This is a genomic window from Clostridium sp. BL-8 (genome assembly GCF_002006495.1).
In the GTDB taxonomy this organism is placed as follows: Bacteria; Bacillota; Clostridia; order Clostridiales; family Clostridiaceae; genus Clostridium.
Map to the genome: position 1 here is coordinate 1 of NZ_LZZL01000052.1, position 16,873 is coordinate 16,873.

General features: G+C 30.6%; 21 protein-coding genes. All 21 read right to left on the reverse strand.

What is annotated here, in order from left to right; genetic code table 11:
- Positions 1-349: 349 nt before the first annotated feature.
- The gene (locus CLOBL_RS17040) at positions 350-910 is read right to left on the reverse strand and encodes a hypothetical protein (RefSeq protein WP_077860134.1); all 561 of its coding nucleotides are present in this window, start codon (positions 908-910) and stop codon (positions 350-352) included.
- A 13-nt stretch (positions 911-923) separates the two neighbouring features.
- Positions 924-2,618 (reverse strand): hypothetical protein, encoded by a 1,695-nt coding sequence (locus tag CLOBL_RS17045; RefSeq protein WP_077860135.1) that lies wholly within the window; start codon positions 2,616-2,618, stop codon positions 924-926.
- 312 nt (positions 2,619-2,930) lie between these two features.
- The gene (locus CLOBL_RS28590; RefSeq protein WP_242953866.1) at positions 2,931-3,797 is read right to left on the reverse strand and encodes an N-acetylmuramoyl-L-alanine amidase; all 867 of its coding nucleotides are present in this window, start codon (positions 3,795-3,797) and stop codon (positions 2,931-2,933) included.
- 11 nt (positions 3,798-3,808) lie between these two features.
- Entirely contained in the window at positions 3,809-4,183 is a 375-nt protein-coding gene (locus CLOBL_RS17060) for a phage holin (protein ID WP_077860136.1), read from the reverse strand.
- A 59-nt stretch (positions 4,184-4,242) separates the two neighbouring features.
- Positions 4,243-4,479, reverse strand: a complete 237-nt coding sequence (locus CLOBL_RS17065) for a hemolysin XhlA family protein (protein WP_077860137.1) — start codon at positions 4,477-4,479, stop codon at positions 4,243-4,245.
- 151 nt (positions 4,480-4,630) lie between these two features.
- The gene (locus tag CLOBL_RS17070; RefSeq protein ID WP_077860138.1) at positions 4,631-5,296 is read right to left on the reverse strand and encodes a hypothetical protein; all 666 of its coding nucleotides are present in this window, start codon (positions 5,294-5,296) and stop codon (positions 4,631-4,633) included.
- A gap of 35 nt (positions 5,297-5,331) precedes the next feature.
- Complete coding sequence (locus CLOBL_RS28125; protein WP_179117784.1) at positions 5,332-5,496, reverse strand: hypothetical protein; 165 nt, start codon at positions 5,494-5,496, stop codon at positions 5,332-5,334.
- A gap of 42 nt (positions 5,497-5,538) precedes the next feature.
- On the reverse strand, positions 5,539-5,688 hold the full coding sequence (locus CLOBL_RS28130) for a hypothetical protein (RefSeq protein ID WP_179117785.1): 150 nt from the start codon (positions 5,686-5,688) through the stop codon (positions 5,539-5,541).
- 1 nt (position 5,689) lies between these two features.
- Positions 5,690-5,992, reverse strand: coding sequence for a hypothetical protein (locus CLOBL_RS17075; RefSeq protein ID WP_077860139.1), 303 nt, complete (start codon positions 5,990-5,992; stop codon positions 5,690-5,692).
- Positions 5,993-6,003: 11 nt separating this feature from the next.
- Positions 6,004-6,768 (reverse strand): hypothetical protein, encoded by a 765-nt coding sequence (locus CLOBL_RS17080; protein WP_077860140.1) that lies wholly within the window; start codon positions 6,766-6,768, stop codon positions 6,004-6,006.
- A 21-nt stretch (positions 6,769-6,789) separates the two neighbouring features.
- Positions 6,790-7,686 carry a hypothetical protein gene (locus CLOBL_RS28135; protein ID WP_077860141.1) on the reverse strand — a complete coding sequence of 299 codons (897 nt, stop codon included), beginning with the start codon at positions 7,684-7,686 and terminating at the stop codon, positions 6,790-6,792.
- Positions 7,687-7,718: 32 nt separating this feature from the next.
- Complete coding sequence (locus CLOBL_RS17090; RefSeq protein ID WP_077860142.1) at positions 7,719-8,669, reverse strand: BppU family phage baseplate upper protein; 951 nt, start codon at positions 8,667-8,669, stop codon at positions 7,719-7,721.
- Positions 8,670-8,693: 24 nt separating this feature from the next.
- Positions 8,694-10,478 (reverse strand): phage tail spike protein, encoded by a 1,785-nt coding sequence (locus tag CLOBL_RS17095; protein ID WP_179117786.1) that lies wholly within the window; start codon positions 10,476-10,478, stop codon positions 8,694-8,696.
- Positions 10,475-11,161, reverse strand: coding sequence for a distal tail protein Dit (locus CLOBL_RS17100; RefSeq protein WP_077860144.1), 687 nt, complete (start codon positions 11,159-11,161; stop codon positions 10,475-10,477). Before CLOBL_RS17100 ends, CLOBL_RS17095 begins: the two co-directional genes overlap by 4 nt.
- Positions 11,161-14,505, reverse strand: coding sequence for a phage tail tape measure protein (locus CLOBL_RS17105; protein WP_077860145.1), 3,345 nt, complete (start codon positions 14,503-14,505; stop codon positions 11,161-11,163). Before CLOBL_RS17105 ends, CLOBL_RS17100 begins: the two co-directional genes overlap by 1 nt.
- 17 nt (positions 14,506-14,522) lie before the next feature.
- The gene (locus CLOBL_RS17110; protein ID WP_077860146.1) at positions 14,523-14,729 is read right to left on the reverse strand and encodes a hypothetical protein; all 207 of its coding nucleotides are present in this window, start codon (positions 14,727-14,729) and stop codon (positions 14,523-14,525) included.
- Positions 14,730-14,746: 17 nt separating this feature from the next.
- Complete coding sequence (locus tag CLOBL_RS17115; protein WP_242953867.1) at positions 14,747-15,124, reverse strand: RNA polymerase subunit sigma; 378 nt, start codon at positions 15,122-15,124, stop codon at positions 14,747-14,749.
- A gap of 75 nt (positions 15,125-15,199) precedes the next feature.
- The gene (locus CLOBL_RS17120) at positions 15,200-15,784 is read right to left on the reverse strand and encodes a major tail protein (protein ID WP_077860147.1); all 585 of its coding nucleotides are present in this window, start codon (positions 15,782-15,784) and stop codon (positions 15,200-15,202) included.
- 23 nt (positions 15,785-15,807) lie between these two features.
- Entirely contained in the window at positions 15,808-16,161 is a 354-nt protein-coding gene (locus CLOBL_RS17125) for a prohead protease (RefSeq protein ID WP_077860148.1), read from the reverse strand.
- 10 nt (positions 16,162-16,171) lie between these two features.
- Positions 16,172-16,525: an HK97-gp10 family putative phage morphogenesis protein gene (locus CLOBL_RS17130; protein WP_077860149.1), complete on the reverse strand. Its 354-nt coding sequence runs from the start codon at positions 16,523-16,525 to the stop codon at positions 16,172-16,174.
- Positions 16,525-16,872 carry a phage head closure protein gene (locus CLOBL_RS17135; protein ID WP_077860150.1) on the reverse strand — a complete coding sequence of 116 codons (348 nt, stop codon included), beginning with the start codon at positions 16,870-16,872 and terminating at the stop codon, positions 16,525-16,527. Before CLOBL_RS17135 ends, CLOBL_RS17130 begins: the two co-directional genes overlap by 1 nt.
- Between the last annotated feature and the right edge of the window lies 1 nt (position 16,873).

Here is a 16,873-nt window from a genome sequence, read left to right on the forward strand (position 1 = left end):
TGTCTTTGAAAACTTAGATAAGGTATTAAAACTTAAGGACGAAGATAATTAGGAAGGATTTTAAAATTTTTAAAAATACATCTCTATTTAATATAAAATTGTGACATATAACATAATCAAAAGGGATATAAAATACTATATCAATATGTTATATATCACAATCATATTATACTATTTGAATTTTAATGTCAATAAAAAACAAAAATGGTTGACATAAAAAACAAAAAAATAAGAGTAATAAAGATTCCTCTCTACTACTCTTATTTTTTTGAATATAGATGTTTTCTAATCGACTTGGGAATATCCATTAGTATTATTATGTTTGTCTATATAGTAACATATTATTATCTTACTCACATATAACAACTCCCATTCCTCCAAAACCTTCTACTTTTCTATATAATTCAATTAATTCTTGCATCGTTTTAGATTGCATTAATTGTTCATTAATGTTTAAAATATTATTAATAAATTCCTCAGTACTTTTCAATATACAATTTATAAACTCTTCTTTTTTTACTACATCTACATTAGCACTTTCCTTGAATAAATTCGAACATCTTTTATTAGTAATTAAGAACTGTACACTCTTTTCTACTAACTCAAGTTCCTTTACAAAAAAAGTATCTTCTTCAACCATAATCTCCAGCCAATTAAGTGCATCCGGAATATAGAATGCAATGTAACGACTATTTTCCATTAATTCTAGTAATACCTTATTTAAAATTTTAAACCAAGAAATTAACAGCTCATTTGAAAATGGTATTTCATTATCTACATACCCAAATCTAATTTTGCCAATAATTAATTCAAATTGACCTTCAACATTTCCAAATTCATCAAACTCTTCTTTCGATATATGAGTTAATTCCTCAATTTGATCCTCTAATATATTAAATTTAATTTTCATAGTTCCTCCAAAATTAATATCCAAAATCACTTAATTTATAAATATATTTTCCCCAAGCAGTTTCAAACTTTCCTTCTCCACTTAGTATAACAGTTATTTCTTCTCCATCAATATTTTCTATAAATTCCCCTGATTTCTCTCCTTGAGTAAGCAATTTGTTATATGCTTGTTCAATGCTTTCAGCTATTTTTTGATTGCTCCAATTCTTATTAAAAAATCCTCTCTGTAAGTATTGCTCAACATCTTGTTCAGGATATTTTTTCAACATATACTCAATTTCTTTTTTTACATTGTTATATGAATGCCTATTTAGTACATGCTTGATATCATTCTTAGATAGCTTATTAAGTGAACTATCATTGCTACTATTATCTGGACTAACCCCTGAACCAGTAGTGGTTGTCGTTGTTCCTGTATCACTTTCGCTTGTATCATTACTATCAACCGTCTGAACATCAAACAGTATTGGAAATTCATTTATTCCACCATTTATTATTTCATTATTGTATACTTCTACCCATGTTTGAGTTCCATCAAAATTAACATTAGCATACCATTGATTTTCATAGTCGTCTATACCAATCCAATTATATTCATCATTAGCAACATCCTCTAATATTTTTCTATTTTCTGCTGTATTACTAGTTAGATGACCAGCCTTATTATTAAATATACGATCTATACTACCCACATTTATTTTTATATCATAATTATCATCTATTTCTGTTGGATTAGTAGGTGTAGTAGAATCTTTAGCAGTCAAACCATTAACAACAGTAGCAGAATTTGTGCCATCAATTGGAGCATAAACAGTTTCCCCCTTACTAGAATCATACTGACCACTAATAGGAACAGCAACAGTTCCAGAACCAACGTCAACAACATCACCAGACTTAATAACATCACTAGCAGGAACCGCAACAGTATTAGAAGTAGTGTAATAACCAAAATCAAAATATTGATTAGATTTAGCATAAGGCTCATAACCAAAAGTACCCCAAGAAGAATTATCATAAGAATACTGAACAAGAGCACATGCATAATTACCAGTAGAGTATTGAACAAGGCGAATATATACATTACCACCATTTAAAACAGACTTAGAATCAGGAGTAAAACTAAAAGAATGATAAGAAGTATCACCACTCTCTCTAACTTGACCATAAAAAGTATCATTGCCATTAATGGAAAAATAAGTATAAACATAACCAACAGTCATAACAGGACTATAAGGAGTCATATAAAAACCATTAGCCATATAAGGCTCTGGAGTACCGGAAGTAGTATTACTAGTAGAACCACCAGTAGAAACAGTAACATTACCAGAACCCTTATAAGAATTAGCTAAAGAATCAACATAACTCAAACCATCAGATGTTAAACCAGCATAATCAGAACCACTATAATCTTGATAATAGGAAAAATAAGACTTTAAAGCATCAGCACCCAAACCAACTATCTGTGACTCTAAATAAGATTTAAAATCATTAAGATACGGACTAGCAATGTACAATCCATAACAAGCTAAACCAGCAACAGCAACAGTTCCCAAAGTCTCTGGAGCAACAGCAATTCCACCAGCAATCTCAAGAGCTGTAGGCAAATCAATAGCACTAGCACGCTTTATATTCAAATAACTAAAAGGTAAAAAGCAAACAATACAAGCAATTATAATAAAAGACTTAAATCTATAACTAAGCTTAGACATAAAAACCTCCTAAAACAATTAACTTACACTTTTTTAAAACGAATTTCACAACATCCCCTCCATAAACTTCATATTACTATAATATTTTACATTTTTTACGTATTATGTTCAACATTAATTTTCATTTGCTGTCTGTGAAATTTTTAAGTGAGTTCTGAAAAAATAAAGCAGTAGTTGGATTTCTCCTAGCTACTGCTTATTGCCTGTATGTAAAAAAGAAAAAGGCAGACCAAGTATTTCTACCTAATCTACCTTATATTGCTATTTTCGCAACTTAGCCAAATTGTATTATATCATATTGTATTTAAAAATCTAACTTATTTTAGTACCAACTCCACTATTATCAAAACTCCAGCCATATAAATCACAATCATGAACCATAGAACCGTCTGAATATAATAAATAATATTTACCACCATCATTTAGCCAGCCTGTTGCCATTTTTCCGTCTGCCTGTAAATAATACCAATTAGAATTATATTGAATCCATTCTGACTTAGCCATCATACAGTTATCTTTTAGGTAATAATAGTTTCCACCGTCTTGAATCCAACATTGGCAACGTGCGTATCCATCGGAATCAAAAGAATACCATTGGTTTTCTATGTATTGCCATGAGTCTTTATAATAATATTTATTAGCTACATCGGTACAATACCACCAGCCAGAACTATTTTTATTCCATCCCAATACAATAATAGAATTTTGTAATCTTTGCTTAAATTCAGTCCATTTAGCCCAATTATCGGCATCAAATGAGTGAGGACAATCTTTTCTTGAAGCATCATAATGCCTTACAACGTGATCTACATCTATATTATATTTATCCATTAAACTCTTAACTAAATCTAATGTGTTTTGGATTGTTGCATCTGAAGGAATACCATTAGATTCTATACACATTTCAATACCTAAAGAATTTGCATTGGTTATTCCATATACTCCTCTTCCGTCACCACAATGCCAAGAATAATTTACATCTGTATCAATAATTTGAATTATATTATTACTATCAACAAAGAAATCTGCTGAAGCTTGTCTGTCTCCACCTGCAAAATAATCATGCTCATTTTGTGCAGTTGCTCCAGAATCACCTGTATCATGTATTACTATATAAATAGGTTTTGAATTTCTAGCAGTCTTATTATAATTAATAATTTGCTGTTGTATGTCTAACATATTATCATCTCCTATGCATTTGCATTTGTTGTATCATCTGCTGTATTTGCTTTTGGTACAATTGTAGAATTAACCACTATTGCATTCTTAACATCACTTTCTATTGAATCTGTAGAATTTGAACTTACATTTACATTATCATTTGTACTATCTGAATCTGTTTGAATTTGATTTTCTGTTACACTTGATGGTGATACTGCTGTAGTATCTACTGAAATACCAAATAATACTGCTAAACTAAAAACAGTATTTAAAGTATCATTCCAATTAGCACCTATATATTTTGTCAAATCTAATCCATGAGATTGTCCCAATAAAACTAATGCAGAAATAACTGCAACCCACCAAGATTTATTTTTTATATTTTTCTTTAAAATTTCTACCATTTTTACATCATCCTTTTCTATTAATATTTTTTAAATAATAAAAGACCTAGAGAATTACTCTAAGCCTTAAAAATTGCTTTTTGAATTATATAAAGTACTAAAGTTAAAATTCCCGTTAATATAAATCCAGATAGCCATTTTAATGTAGAAACTAGACTATATAAAGATTTGCATAAATTATCTATTCGAGTATTATTTACAGCATCATTTTTTTCTAAAGTTTCAATTTTATCATCATGACGATCTAATCGTTTGTCATGTTCTTCTAACTTTTCTGCTATTAAATCTTTTTCCATATGTCACCTTCCTTGTTTTTTTATTTCTATAATTTTAGGCAATAAAAAAACAGGTGAATATAAAACACCTGAAATCATTGCCTTTTATTTAATTGTTAAATTTTGTTTTAAAGTAATAATAGGACTTAATTTAGTAATCTCTTGGATATTTTTATGGATTTAATACTTTATGTTTTACCCATTTTGTGTAATCTTTAGTTATAACCAAAACGTCTATATCTCCTCCACATGTGGCTAATCCACTAGTAAACCTTTGTGTTTTACATGTTAAGTCCACCATGAATTCTGCTAAATCAATCCCATCCTTTAATTGCATAAAATTCCAATCAAACGATAATGGGTTTTCTCCTCCAAATAATCTTGACAGAATGTCTGTCTCTCCATTCCATGTAACACCTCTAAGAATAGTACCTTTTTCATCTCTATCTGGACGGAATACTTGATCATTACCGATTCTATATACGCATGGTATATCATTAATATATCCACAAACATGATATATTACTCCAATTCCATGTTTTAATTTTGTATATTCTAATAATTTTTCAGATACTATATTTATATCGTCATCTTTTTGTACTTTCTCAATTTCAAAACTTCTTATAAAATCTCCAACAGACTTTCCACCTATTATAGCATCTCCGCAACATGATATTCCTATTGAATTATCTTTTATAAGAAATAATTTTTGAGAATTATCGCTTATTGTATGTCTGTCTATTATTCCACTATCTCCGTGTCTTGTATTTCCAGTTAATCTACTATCTGCTGCCATCACAATTCCTTCTGCAATATACGCTGTTACTATTATTGACATAAATATCACCTCTTTCTAAAAGGTAATATTCTACATCATTCTTCAATTTCCTCTTTTATTACAAAATCTCTATAAATTGTATTATTACTATTGACTGTACCACCAATTTCTTTTAAATATCTAACACTTTGTAATTTATTTAAAATTTCAGATACCTTATATCCATCTTCTATGTTGTATATTTTTATTTCTAAGTTCATATACAATCCCTCCTAATATTTGAAGAACTACATCCATTATTTCTATGATGTAGTATTTAATTTAGTTTCTACAGCACTTTTATATTCATCACTTTTAATATCATCTACCTTAAAAGCTTCATTGGTATTAGGATTAATTTCACCACTTCGAATTTTATTTACTAATATAGCTACTAAAATATCATTTACCATATTAAATCAATCCTCCTTGCTGTAATTGTAAATTTTCTAGCATTGCAATTCTTTCCTCCAACGTCAATGAAGGTGTTATAACAGGTTCGACATAACTGATATCTACAGTTAATTCATTGTTAACAACTTTATATTTTAAAGGTTTTTCAAATGCTTCTTTAACTATATCTGTTACTTTATCATCTATAAAACCTACTACTCCACAACCATCTGGAATGTTAGTCCATTCAGTTGCTCCACCTTTATATGGTGAACCATATATACTTCCATCAGTTAAATTATACAAAAACCAATAATTTTCCATGCTTATCCCTCCTAATTTCCTATTGCTATCCACCAAAATTTAACCGTACCTGTTACTGTAGCAATTGCATTAATTTGCGCCCCTGTTGCGGATACATTTGATGAATTATCAGTAAATACATTTATTGATGGCGAAGCCGCTAATCCTCCTGAATATCCGCATATTATCAATGGTGTTGAACTATAGGCAACTGGAAAAGTTATATTTGTGGTAATCTGTGAATTTGCAGTACCATATGTAAAACTGCCTGTACCGCTTTGTATTTTACCCCCACCACTTAAGGCTGACAAAATAGGATAATTGTTAAGATATAATTTTCCACCATGATTAAAACTTACGGAATCATTAAGTGTATCATACAGCATAATAGCTCTAGAATTTTTCCAATCATAAAAACCTGCACCATTATTATTAGCAAAGAACCCTTGTTTAGCTGCTGAGTTATCAATCCTAACTTGTATTTCATTATTACTTGTGTTAATTACAGAACCTCCCGATAAATTTAAATCTTTTGCTACACTAGTATTTCCAGAGCCATCATCTAAAGTATTTTTCGCTGTTTTAAAAACACCAGTGAATGATGGGCTATCTATATTCGCCTTTTCTGACAAGGACGTATTAACTGAATCTAAATCCGATTGCTTTGCAAGTTTGACATTTGCTGAACCATTTCCAATAAAAAACTCATTTGTATCTGTAGTAAAAGCTGGTTCAGCAACACTTAGCGTTGGTAAATTTGCTTTTACACCTCGTCTAAATTGTATTTTATTCGCCATCTTATCCTCTCCTCCTATCCATTAAAATGTTCCACCATCAATTGCTGTAATAGATGGAATATTTGATATTGCTGTTTGCACAAATGCAGTTGTTGCAATTTGAGTTGTATTTGTGCCTGCACTTGCCGTTGGAGCTGTTGGTGTTCCTGTAAATGCAGAATTGGTAAACATAGTTGTTTTACTTTCATTTGCAACATTTCCAAGCCCTACATCTGAAGACGTGAGCGTAATTGCTCCTGTTCTTCCAGCTACACTTGTTACAGCACTAGTTGGAGATAGAATTTGTTGCCAATTGCTTAATGTACTTGCTCCAGCAGTTTGTAAAATGAAAGTTTCGTTTAAATCTGTTCTTATTGCTATATCTCCAACATTTGCAGATAAAGCTAACATAGCAGACTGAGACGATACTACATAAGTTTCATTTATTGTAACTGCTGGTAGAACTGAGACTGCTAATTTCCCATTTGAATCTAATACTGGTATATTACCGCTTGCAGTACCTACACTTTTTGAAGCTGCTGTTCCCGCATCACTGATTTTAGATAATGTTAATGTCGGAATATCACTTGCAGCTAATGTAGCACCAGCAGTAATCTCACCTTTTGCATTAACTGTTACCTTAGGATAGGTACCAGCTGTAACACCAGTATTTCCTTCTGTTAATACTATTGATATGTTTCCAGAACCATCAAAGCTTCCAGAACCAGTTACATCTCCTGTAAAAGCAATTGTTCTAGCGTTTGTTAATTTATCTGCTGTTGTGGCAGTATTTTGATCTGGATTAATTAAAACTTTATCAGTTCCATTTCCTATATATAATTTTCCTGTATCTAAAACAAAAGCAGGTTCACCTGCTACTAACGATAAACTTGCTAAATTTGCATTGTTACCTCTTTTTAATTGTATTTCTTGTCCCATTTTATCACTCTCTTTCTTTGTTTAAATTTTATTTAGAATGTATCTCCTCTAATTGCCCAATCAATATAGGTTTCAAAAAACGTCCCACCATCAACTTTTATATTACCGAAACTTTTTAATGAATCTATATTGCTTTCTGCCCTTGAATTTTCTGTATCTAAATTAGAAATATTGCTGGTTGCATCAGTATTTTTGCTATTAAGACCAGCAATATTATTTAGTGCATTATTATTCTGAGTAGTTAAATTGCTTATATTACTTGTTGCATTAGAATTCTGGGTAGTTAAATTTGTTATATTACTACTTGCTGTACTATTCTTCGAATTTAAACTAGATACATTACTTTGCGCTGTATTATTAGCTGCTCCTAAATCAGATATATTTTTAATTGCTTGTGTGTTTTGAATTGTTTCATTTGTAATATTTGTAGTAGCCTGAGCATTAGCCTGCTGTAGATCTGCTAAATTAGTATCTATATAAAGCTTAATATCCGCCAGTGCTTCCACTGCATCAGCAGAACTAGCAATTGCCTCTACATTTTTTTTATATTTATCTATGGCTGCATTCCCTGCTGTAATTGTGTTTTTTAAATCTGCTAATACTTCAATATCATCCTGTGATGCTTCCAATACATCATCTGCTAAGCTAGAATCAACATTAAAAGTAAATGTATTTGTACTAGATAAAGTATCCGCTGTATATATTTGAACTTCTCCTTGTACAATTCCAGCAACATTAGTAGCCTGTATATCTAAAGTTGCAGTAATAACACCATTAGAAACACTTGTTATTGTTTTCTCTATTAAAGTATTATCTGATTTCTTTAAAATCAAATCTATAGATTGTCCTGTTAAATCTGCTAACACTGCATTAATAAATACTTTAATTGTTAATATTAAGGTGTCTCCACGTTTAACTAGCTTTTCACATTCAACCGTATTCGAGATAGTTGTATCTATAAGAATATATAATATTTTTTGCATTTAATCACCCTTTCTATTTTAGTTTTACATGTTATTTACTACATGCTCTATATATTCTTTTAAATTTCCACCAAACCCATTTATATAGAAATCATCATCATCGCTTATATGACATGAGAATGTTTCAGATGCTTTTAAATTTGGTGTTGATACTTCTTCCATGTTTGATAGAGTATTGTAAAAAGCACTTCCTTTTTGATTTGCTGTACCATTTCTCATATCCAAATCTTTAACTACTGCTACACCATCTTTAAATTGCATTATGGTGTTACCACTGTTATCTTTCACTATCAAACCACCATTTTGTACAATTAAACCACTGCTATTAAATGTACATGTATGGCTTCCTGTGGTATCTTGAATAGCTTCTACAATACTATCAACATTTTGAGTTATGTAACTTCCGAATTTATCTTTTGTTACACAAGATTTTATACTATCAGCATTCTGAGTTATCTGACTTTGTAGATTATCCTTTGTATTATTAATAGTTGTAGTTATAGAACTCGCTGTTTGATCTATTTTAGAATTCAATTGATTATCCCCGTCAGTTACTTCACTTCTAATTTCACTTGCAGTCTGTGTTATTGTTGAAGACAATTGACTGGTTTTATCATCAACTTCACTTCTAATTTGCGTTGCAGTTAATTCAATCTCGCTAGATAAAGTATCATCTAAATTACTTACTTTTAATAAAATATCTTGCTCAGTAAATTTAATTGAAGCCGCAATATTGTTAATTGTTAGTGATAAGTCTTTAGTTCTTTGACCCAACTCAACAGAAATTAATTTATTTTTTATTGAATCATACTCATACTTGATAACTCTAGTGTTTAAATCTATTCCTAAATCCTTATGTCTAACTAAAATAGTATCTCCTACATTTATTCTATAAAGTTCTTTAAATTGTTCATATTCTTTTGTATTTGCCAAGTCTTCAAATGTGATTTTATAATTATAATACGGTATATCTATTTCATTATCTGAATATAATTTAGCCACTGCCGCTCTCATTTTTGTGTATGCTTGACTTTCAGTTAAATCATCTGAGACTTGTATATCTTGCATATCCACAGTTCCATAGAAAGGCTGATAAAAATTACCTATATATGGACTATCAATACAATATTCCGGCAAATATAAATTACTTCCATCTTTATTACGTGCCACTGGTATACATCTAGTTATAATATTACTTATATCAAGTGTTTCATCTATTCCAGTTAGATTTTTATTATATTGGATTAATATATTTGTATTTCTACCAATTTCTTCGGCACTAGAAATATTAAAATTATCAATATCAATTTCTCCACCATAAAGACTCAATATACTATTGGCATTATCCTTATTGAAAATCCCATTAACATGGTTATCATTTTGAAATGTATATAATTCTTGAGTTATAGAATTATCATTATATTTATCTACATACTTAAAGCTATTGCTTGTTAATGTATTTGCTAACAATAACGTAATTGCTTCTTTTCTAATCTTGCCTGTAATAGAACAGCTTCTTATATAATTTGTTGCTAAATCAAAAAAGATGTGAGTTGCATAAGCTTCCACATCCGTTAAAGTTCTTTCTATACTTCTAATTCTAAACAACTGATATCCGCTTGGAGTTATAGTTTTTATTACTCTATTTATTTTTATTTCATTATAATTTTTTCCTCCAATTGGATAAGTTAAATTAGCTTCCCATAATTGATTTATTTCTCTATCAATTTTACATTCAGTAGCATCTTTAAGAGTTGTAATACCATTATGAGTAAAATCTGTTTCATTAGTTTCATATATTGTTATCACTCGCGCCACCTCGGTTCTATTTCTATTTTGGTTATTGTACCCGTCCAACTTATATTATTTTCTCCAGCTTCTAATATTGGAAAATCTCCAATCATATCACTGTTTCTTAAGGTAGAATCCTTATAACAATCCATTAATCTACTATCTACCTCAATATAATCAGCTACATTATTAAAAGTTGTAGACATACTATTTATAGTGAGAACAATTGTACCACTACCATATATCTTCATATATGGCTTAGCTTCCATGAATCCATAATTTATTAATGTTGTAGGTGATGTTATTGTTATTATCTCAGTCCCATCATTTAAATAAGAAAATGGACTACATATAAAAGTTACAGTAAATTTTAAAGCTTGACCATATATATCACTTATGGGATCAGTTTTCATATCTTTCACTATATAATATTTATTACTTTCTGTACTTAATATCAATCTATTATCTTCAATTTTATGTAACCATTTCTTTACTTTACTTCTTTGCTCTTTAGTATTAATATTACATGCAAAATTAATTGGAATTTCTATATTACTATATCCAGTAGAATACGTTACGTCTTCATCATTAAATATAGTTGTATGTGTTATATTTTCTGATGGAATAGGAGTACTCCATCTGTTTTCTATAACTAAATTCAAATCTCTACTATCAGTATTATTAAATTTCACATAAAGCATTATGATGTACCTCCTATCAAATTACTTCTTTTTGTTAATGTATTTAATTGTACGCTCATATCTTTTGCAGTTGCTTTAACTAAGCTCTTTCCATCAATACTCAAACCATTATTTACTGCATATATAACTTCATCTAGCTTATTAAGAAGAGATTTAGTATCAAGTCCACTTGAATTATTACCGACTTGGCTAGCTACAGTTAGAGCAGTTTTCTTAACTAAATCCTCACTCGCATCATGATTATAAATACGAGTTCCTGAAGGTAAATCATATAATTCGTAACCTTTTTCATGAAGAGTCGTATAACCTGAGCTTTCCATAACTCCGCCTGTCCAATGTTGTCCAAATGTCAATTGATCTCCATCAGATGCATCTAAATTTGAAGCATTACCTGTTAAGTTATATGCAAAAGTTTTTGCCGCTGGAATCCAACTATTCCACCAATCCTTTAATCTGTCCCAATAAGTTTTAATATTACCTGTGCTTGTATCTACTTCACTTTCTAAATTGCTATCCATGTCTTTTATCTTATCTATAGCCTGACTTCTTGTATCCTCAGCCGCTTGAACTGTTTCATCTCTTTGTCTCTTTGCATCTTCAATCATTTTATCTGCCTGTTCAGATGTTATAGAACCAGTTTCATCTCTCATTTTAGTAATAGTAGCAATATTTTTATCATATTCATCATTAGCCGCTTGAACCGCTCCGTCCCTACTTTTATTTAGTTCCTGAATATGCTGACTCGCCTGTTCTGCTGTAACTCTGCCATCATAATCCTTCATTCTCTGTAAAATTACATCGGCTTCTACCTCTTGATCTGAAAGTGACTTAACCGCATTATCTCTCATTTGATTTTGTAATTGTCCTATATCATTTACTTCTTGACCTGTTAAGGTTCTATTATTATTAGCCGCATTTTGAATAATTTGGTTTATTTTATCTTCATATGTTTGAGTTTGAGTTTCTTGATTAGTATAATAAGTAGTGGTTTTCTGAATAATATCTGCCTGCTCTTGAGATGTAAGATCTTTTTGCTTAGTAAATAATTCTTGTAACTTTGTTATACTATCATTTTTTTGCTTTTCATACCCTTGTACAACATTCTGAGTCATGTTATCAAATTTAGTTTTAGAATCCGTTACAATTTGACCTGTGATAGTTTGATTATTAATATATAAATCTTGTAAATATTTTTTAGCATCTTGATCCATATCAAAATATCCCTGCACTGCTTGTTTGGTTGCATCACTTATTTTAGTAGTTCCAGTTACAACATTTGTTGTCATAGCTCCATATTCAGTTTGAACTGTTTCACTTGTTGTCTCCACTTTATCAGCAAATAAATCAACCGAAGGCACAACTTCTTGTGTCATTCCTTTATATATTCCATATCCAGCTAAAGCTACAGCACCAGCCACTGCTATAAATGGAGCCGCCGCAACAACTGCACCACCTAATCCAGTAGCTAATGCTCCAAGACCAGTTGCACCACCAATTCCTCCTGCAACTGCTCCAGCTTCTGCAACACTTTCTGTTGCTACTGTTGCTGTTCCAAATGCAGTACTTAATTTACCAACTGCTCCAACTACGCTACCTATTCCGCCTATAACACCACCAACAACCTTTAATGTTCCACCTAAAGCAAGTGATATACCTGTAACACTTATAATTGCTTTTTTAGTCCCATCATCTAAACTTCCAAACCATTTAACAAGTTCAGTTGTTTCATTAATAAGAGGCGTAATGGTTGGTAATACATCTTTACCAAAAGCTACTCCAAGACTATGAACACTTTCTTCTAATTCTTTAAATTTATTAGCAGGTGTATCTTTCATGGAATCTGATAAATGCTTTACTTCTCCTGTAGCATTGTCTGCATTAGTTGATAAATCTTTTAGATAATCTCCACCTTTGTGCATTAATACTCCCCAAGATGCTAGAGATTCTTTACCGAAGATAGTTGCGAGTGCTGCTTCTTTTTGTTTATCAGTCCAGCCTGTCATTTTACTTTCCATTTCAGTAATGATTGTAGCTAAATCTTTCATTTGTCCACTAGAATCAAAGGCTGAGAATTTCATTTGATCCAAAGCTTTTTGCATTTTTGTTGTTGGCTTTGTTAAGTTAACAAGACCTGCCTGTAATGATGTTGCAGCAGTACTAGCTTCAATACCATTAGATTGCAATATACCAATAGCACCAGCAACTTGAGTCATAGGTTGTTTTAATGCATTAGCAGTAGCTCCAACGATACTAAATCCCTCACCAAGTGATGTTATACTAGCTTTAGTATGGTTTGATATGTATGCAAAACTATCAGCCATTTTTGCCATGTTAGCGGTAGTTGTTGTTGCATTCTCCGTTTTCATTCCATATGCTTCGAGAGAAGAACCTAACTGATCTACTACAGTTGCTAAATCTTCGTTTGCACCACGAGCAGTATATAAAGATGTGTCCATTATATCTATAGATTCTGCACCAGAATATCCATCTTTAACTAATGTTAATAATCCTTCGTTTATTTTATCAGTAGATTGTCCAAAGTCTTGAGACCATTGCATAGATTTATCAGACATTTTTGACATTGTAGAACCTACATCTTCACCTTTTGCCTCAATTTCTTTAGAAATATCCGCCATTTGATGTTCAAAAGATGTTGCTTCTTTTGTCGCAACTCCGAGTCCTGCTATAAGTGGTGCAGTAAAAGTTAGAACCTTACCACCAGCACTAGATAAACCACTTCCAACAGTATTTAAAGATTTCGAAGTACTTTCAAGTGATTTACCTGATGCTATCCATTTATTATTGCTTTTATCTAGCTCAGTATTTATTTTATTTAATTCAGCTTGTGTTTTAACCATCTCTGTGCTAGCTTTATTCATGTTAGTTTGATAACTCTGAACCTGTTTTGCATTACTTTCAACAGCTTTATCTGCTTTGTTGTATTCTTGAGTCAATAAGTCAATTTTGCCTTTTAATTCCGTTACAACTTGACTTTCTTTGCCATATAATTGTATCGCTGAATCAAGTTTAGCCTTTTCGATATCTAACGCAGTTTTTAACTTATCTCTTTCAGTTACATTTTCATTCATCTTTTGACTAGCTTTTTCCATTGCTTCTCGATATGTATCAACTTTTTTAGATTGTAAATCTAATTGTTTCGCCAATGCATCCTGAGCTGATTTTATTTTATCGCTTGTATTTCCAAAAGTCTTTAACCCTTCACTAGCTAACTTAAATTCACTTTGTACTTCTTTTAAACTACTATTAATGCCTTTAATGCTAGTATTATAACCAGTATCATCTAAAACCATTTTAGCGGTTATTCGTTTCTCTAAATCACTCAATTATATTTACCCCCTTCCTATAAGAATGGTATTTCATCTATATAAACTCTTTTTTCTGCTCTGTTAGAATTATTTTCATCATTATCTTCTTTGATTTCCCATCCATTAAACTTAGCATGTTGTTTCCATAATCTAGCTATTTCCTCATGAGTTAAGCATAAAAATTCTTCTCTAGTGTAATTTAAATGCACTTTACTAATATAAAAAAGCCAGTCAAAATTCAAAAAATCTGACTGGTCATCTAGTTTTTTTCAGTTTTACTTTTATTTTTTTTAGTCTCTTTATCATTTTGGGTATCATTTATTCCCATATAATCAAAATACAGATTTGTTACAAAGTTTGGTATTTCATTATTAAGTTGTTTCGGTGTTAATAAATCTGCTAATTCTTCCACTTCAAAATCTTTTTCTAAACAACTACAACTTAGTAATTTCAAAGCATTTGTCATAAACTCTACACCTTGCATAATACCATTTAGAATAGTTCCATAATTACCATACTTCTTATCTATCTTTAATACAGTTCTATTTACCATTTTAAAGCTATACTCTTTTTCAATTTCTTTTCCATCGATTGATTCTTTAATTATTAATTTTCTAGTTTTATCTTGTAAAATCATTTATAAATCCACTCCTATTCTATTAAATTTATAGGCTCTCAATTTATTAAGTTAATCAAGAGCCTATAACTATAATTATGCTTCTGTTGTTGTAACTTTCTTAGTAGGCATAATAACTCCTGCAAAGAAAGAAGTATTAATATCTGTTGGACAATCTGGGTCATCTTCATCGACATTATATTTCCACATAGAATTAAAAATTGTTGATTGGAATGTAGCTTTCATTTCAGGTGTTTGGAAATCTACCTTTCCTTCTTGGCCTTTAGCCGAATCATCTGGTAATTCCATTTTCCCTTTATAAAGAATTCCAAACCTTGCCTTTCCATTAGATTTACTCGCCTTGTATAAAAGCGCTACATATGGAGCAACATCATTACTAGTTGCAAAAACTCCGCCCTCTGCTGCTACTGTTTGTCCTAATAAATCTGCTAATTCTGCATTTGTTAAATCTACTAAGTCAACAGTTACCTCAACATCTTCTAGTGTTGTTGCTTGATCCCATAATTTATTTTCTGCATATAATTTTTCGGTATTTGATTTTGGAGAAATCTTAATTTCTTTAACACCTGCTAAATATTTTGGTGTATCAAATGTTAAACCTGTAGAATCATCCTTTGTAATTTTTGCATAGTACAATTTTTCTAAACCTATAATACTCATATTATTTATCACTCTCTTTCTTTTTAATTTTCTAGTGTAACTAAAAAACGCATGGCTTTATGAGAAAGTTGTGTGTCATTTTCATATAAATCGGCACTCATACTCCTATTAAAACCAGCGTTTGTCAGTATTTCTTTAATTTGGTTTTCTAAATCTGTATAATCTGTTTTACTAAATATATCTACTTGAACATAATAATTTGTTGCAATTTCTTTATTTTCTGCCCATTCCTCACCATTTTCATCGTAAATTTCATACTCAATATATGGTGTATTAGGGCTATTTGCATGTAAGAAATATACTTTCTTATCCGCTGTTAAACTTAATATTTCAGTATTAGATAATGTATCCTTTACTAATTTTTTAATATTAACCATCACATCACCTCTACTTTAACAATCCTTTTGCCAATACATCTAGAGCTTCATCTTGTGAACTATTTACAGAACGTTCAAAAAATCCAACATGATGCTTCTGCTGAGATGTTCCGAATTCCTCAAATCCAGTATAAAAAGCACCCATAATAACTTGTCCAGTTATCGAAAAATCATCTTTACTAACTTTTTCTTTAATTTGCTTTTTCATATCTCCAGTTTCTCCAACAGGTGTGTTACTTTTAATTTCGTTATAAATTACATCTATAGCCGATTTCATTGCCTTTTTTTCTTCAGCTTCAGTTAAAGTCATACCTTGCATAAGCTCCTCTAATTCATCAAATCCAGTTAATTCAATGCTACTCATTACTTAATCACCTCTGCTTTTATATCAATCCATTGGTGCATATCTTTATAATCAGAACAGAATTCAATACTATAATCATTACCTTTATAGATTACTTTATATTTTTTGGTTTCCCCTACTTCTAGTAACACTTTTGTCTTATTACAATATCTAACTGTAAAAGTAACTATATTCTCAGAATTGTTGGCTTTTGCTGATATAAACTCTTTACCACTAACTTGTATAAATTTACACCAACAAGAATAATAAGTATCATCCCATTGAGGTTCATCAAAACCATTATCATTTTGTATTTCTCCAAGATATTTACTTATTATTATTCTTTCTTTTAAATCTCCACTTTTCACA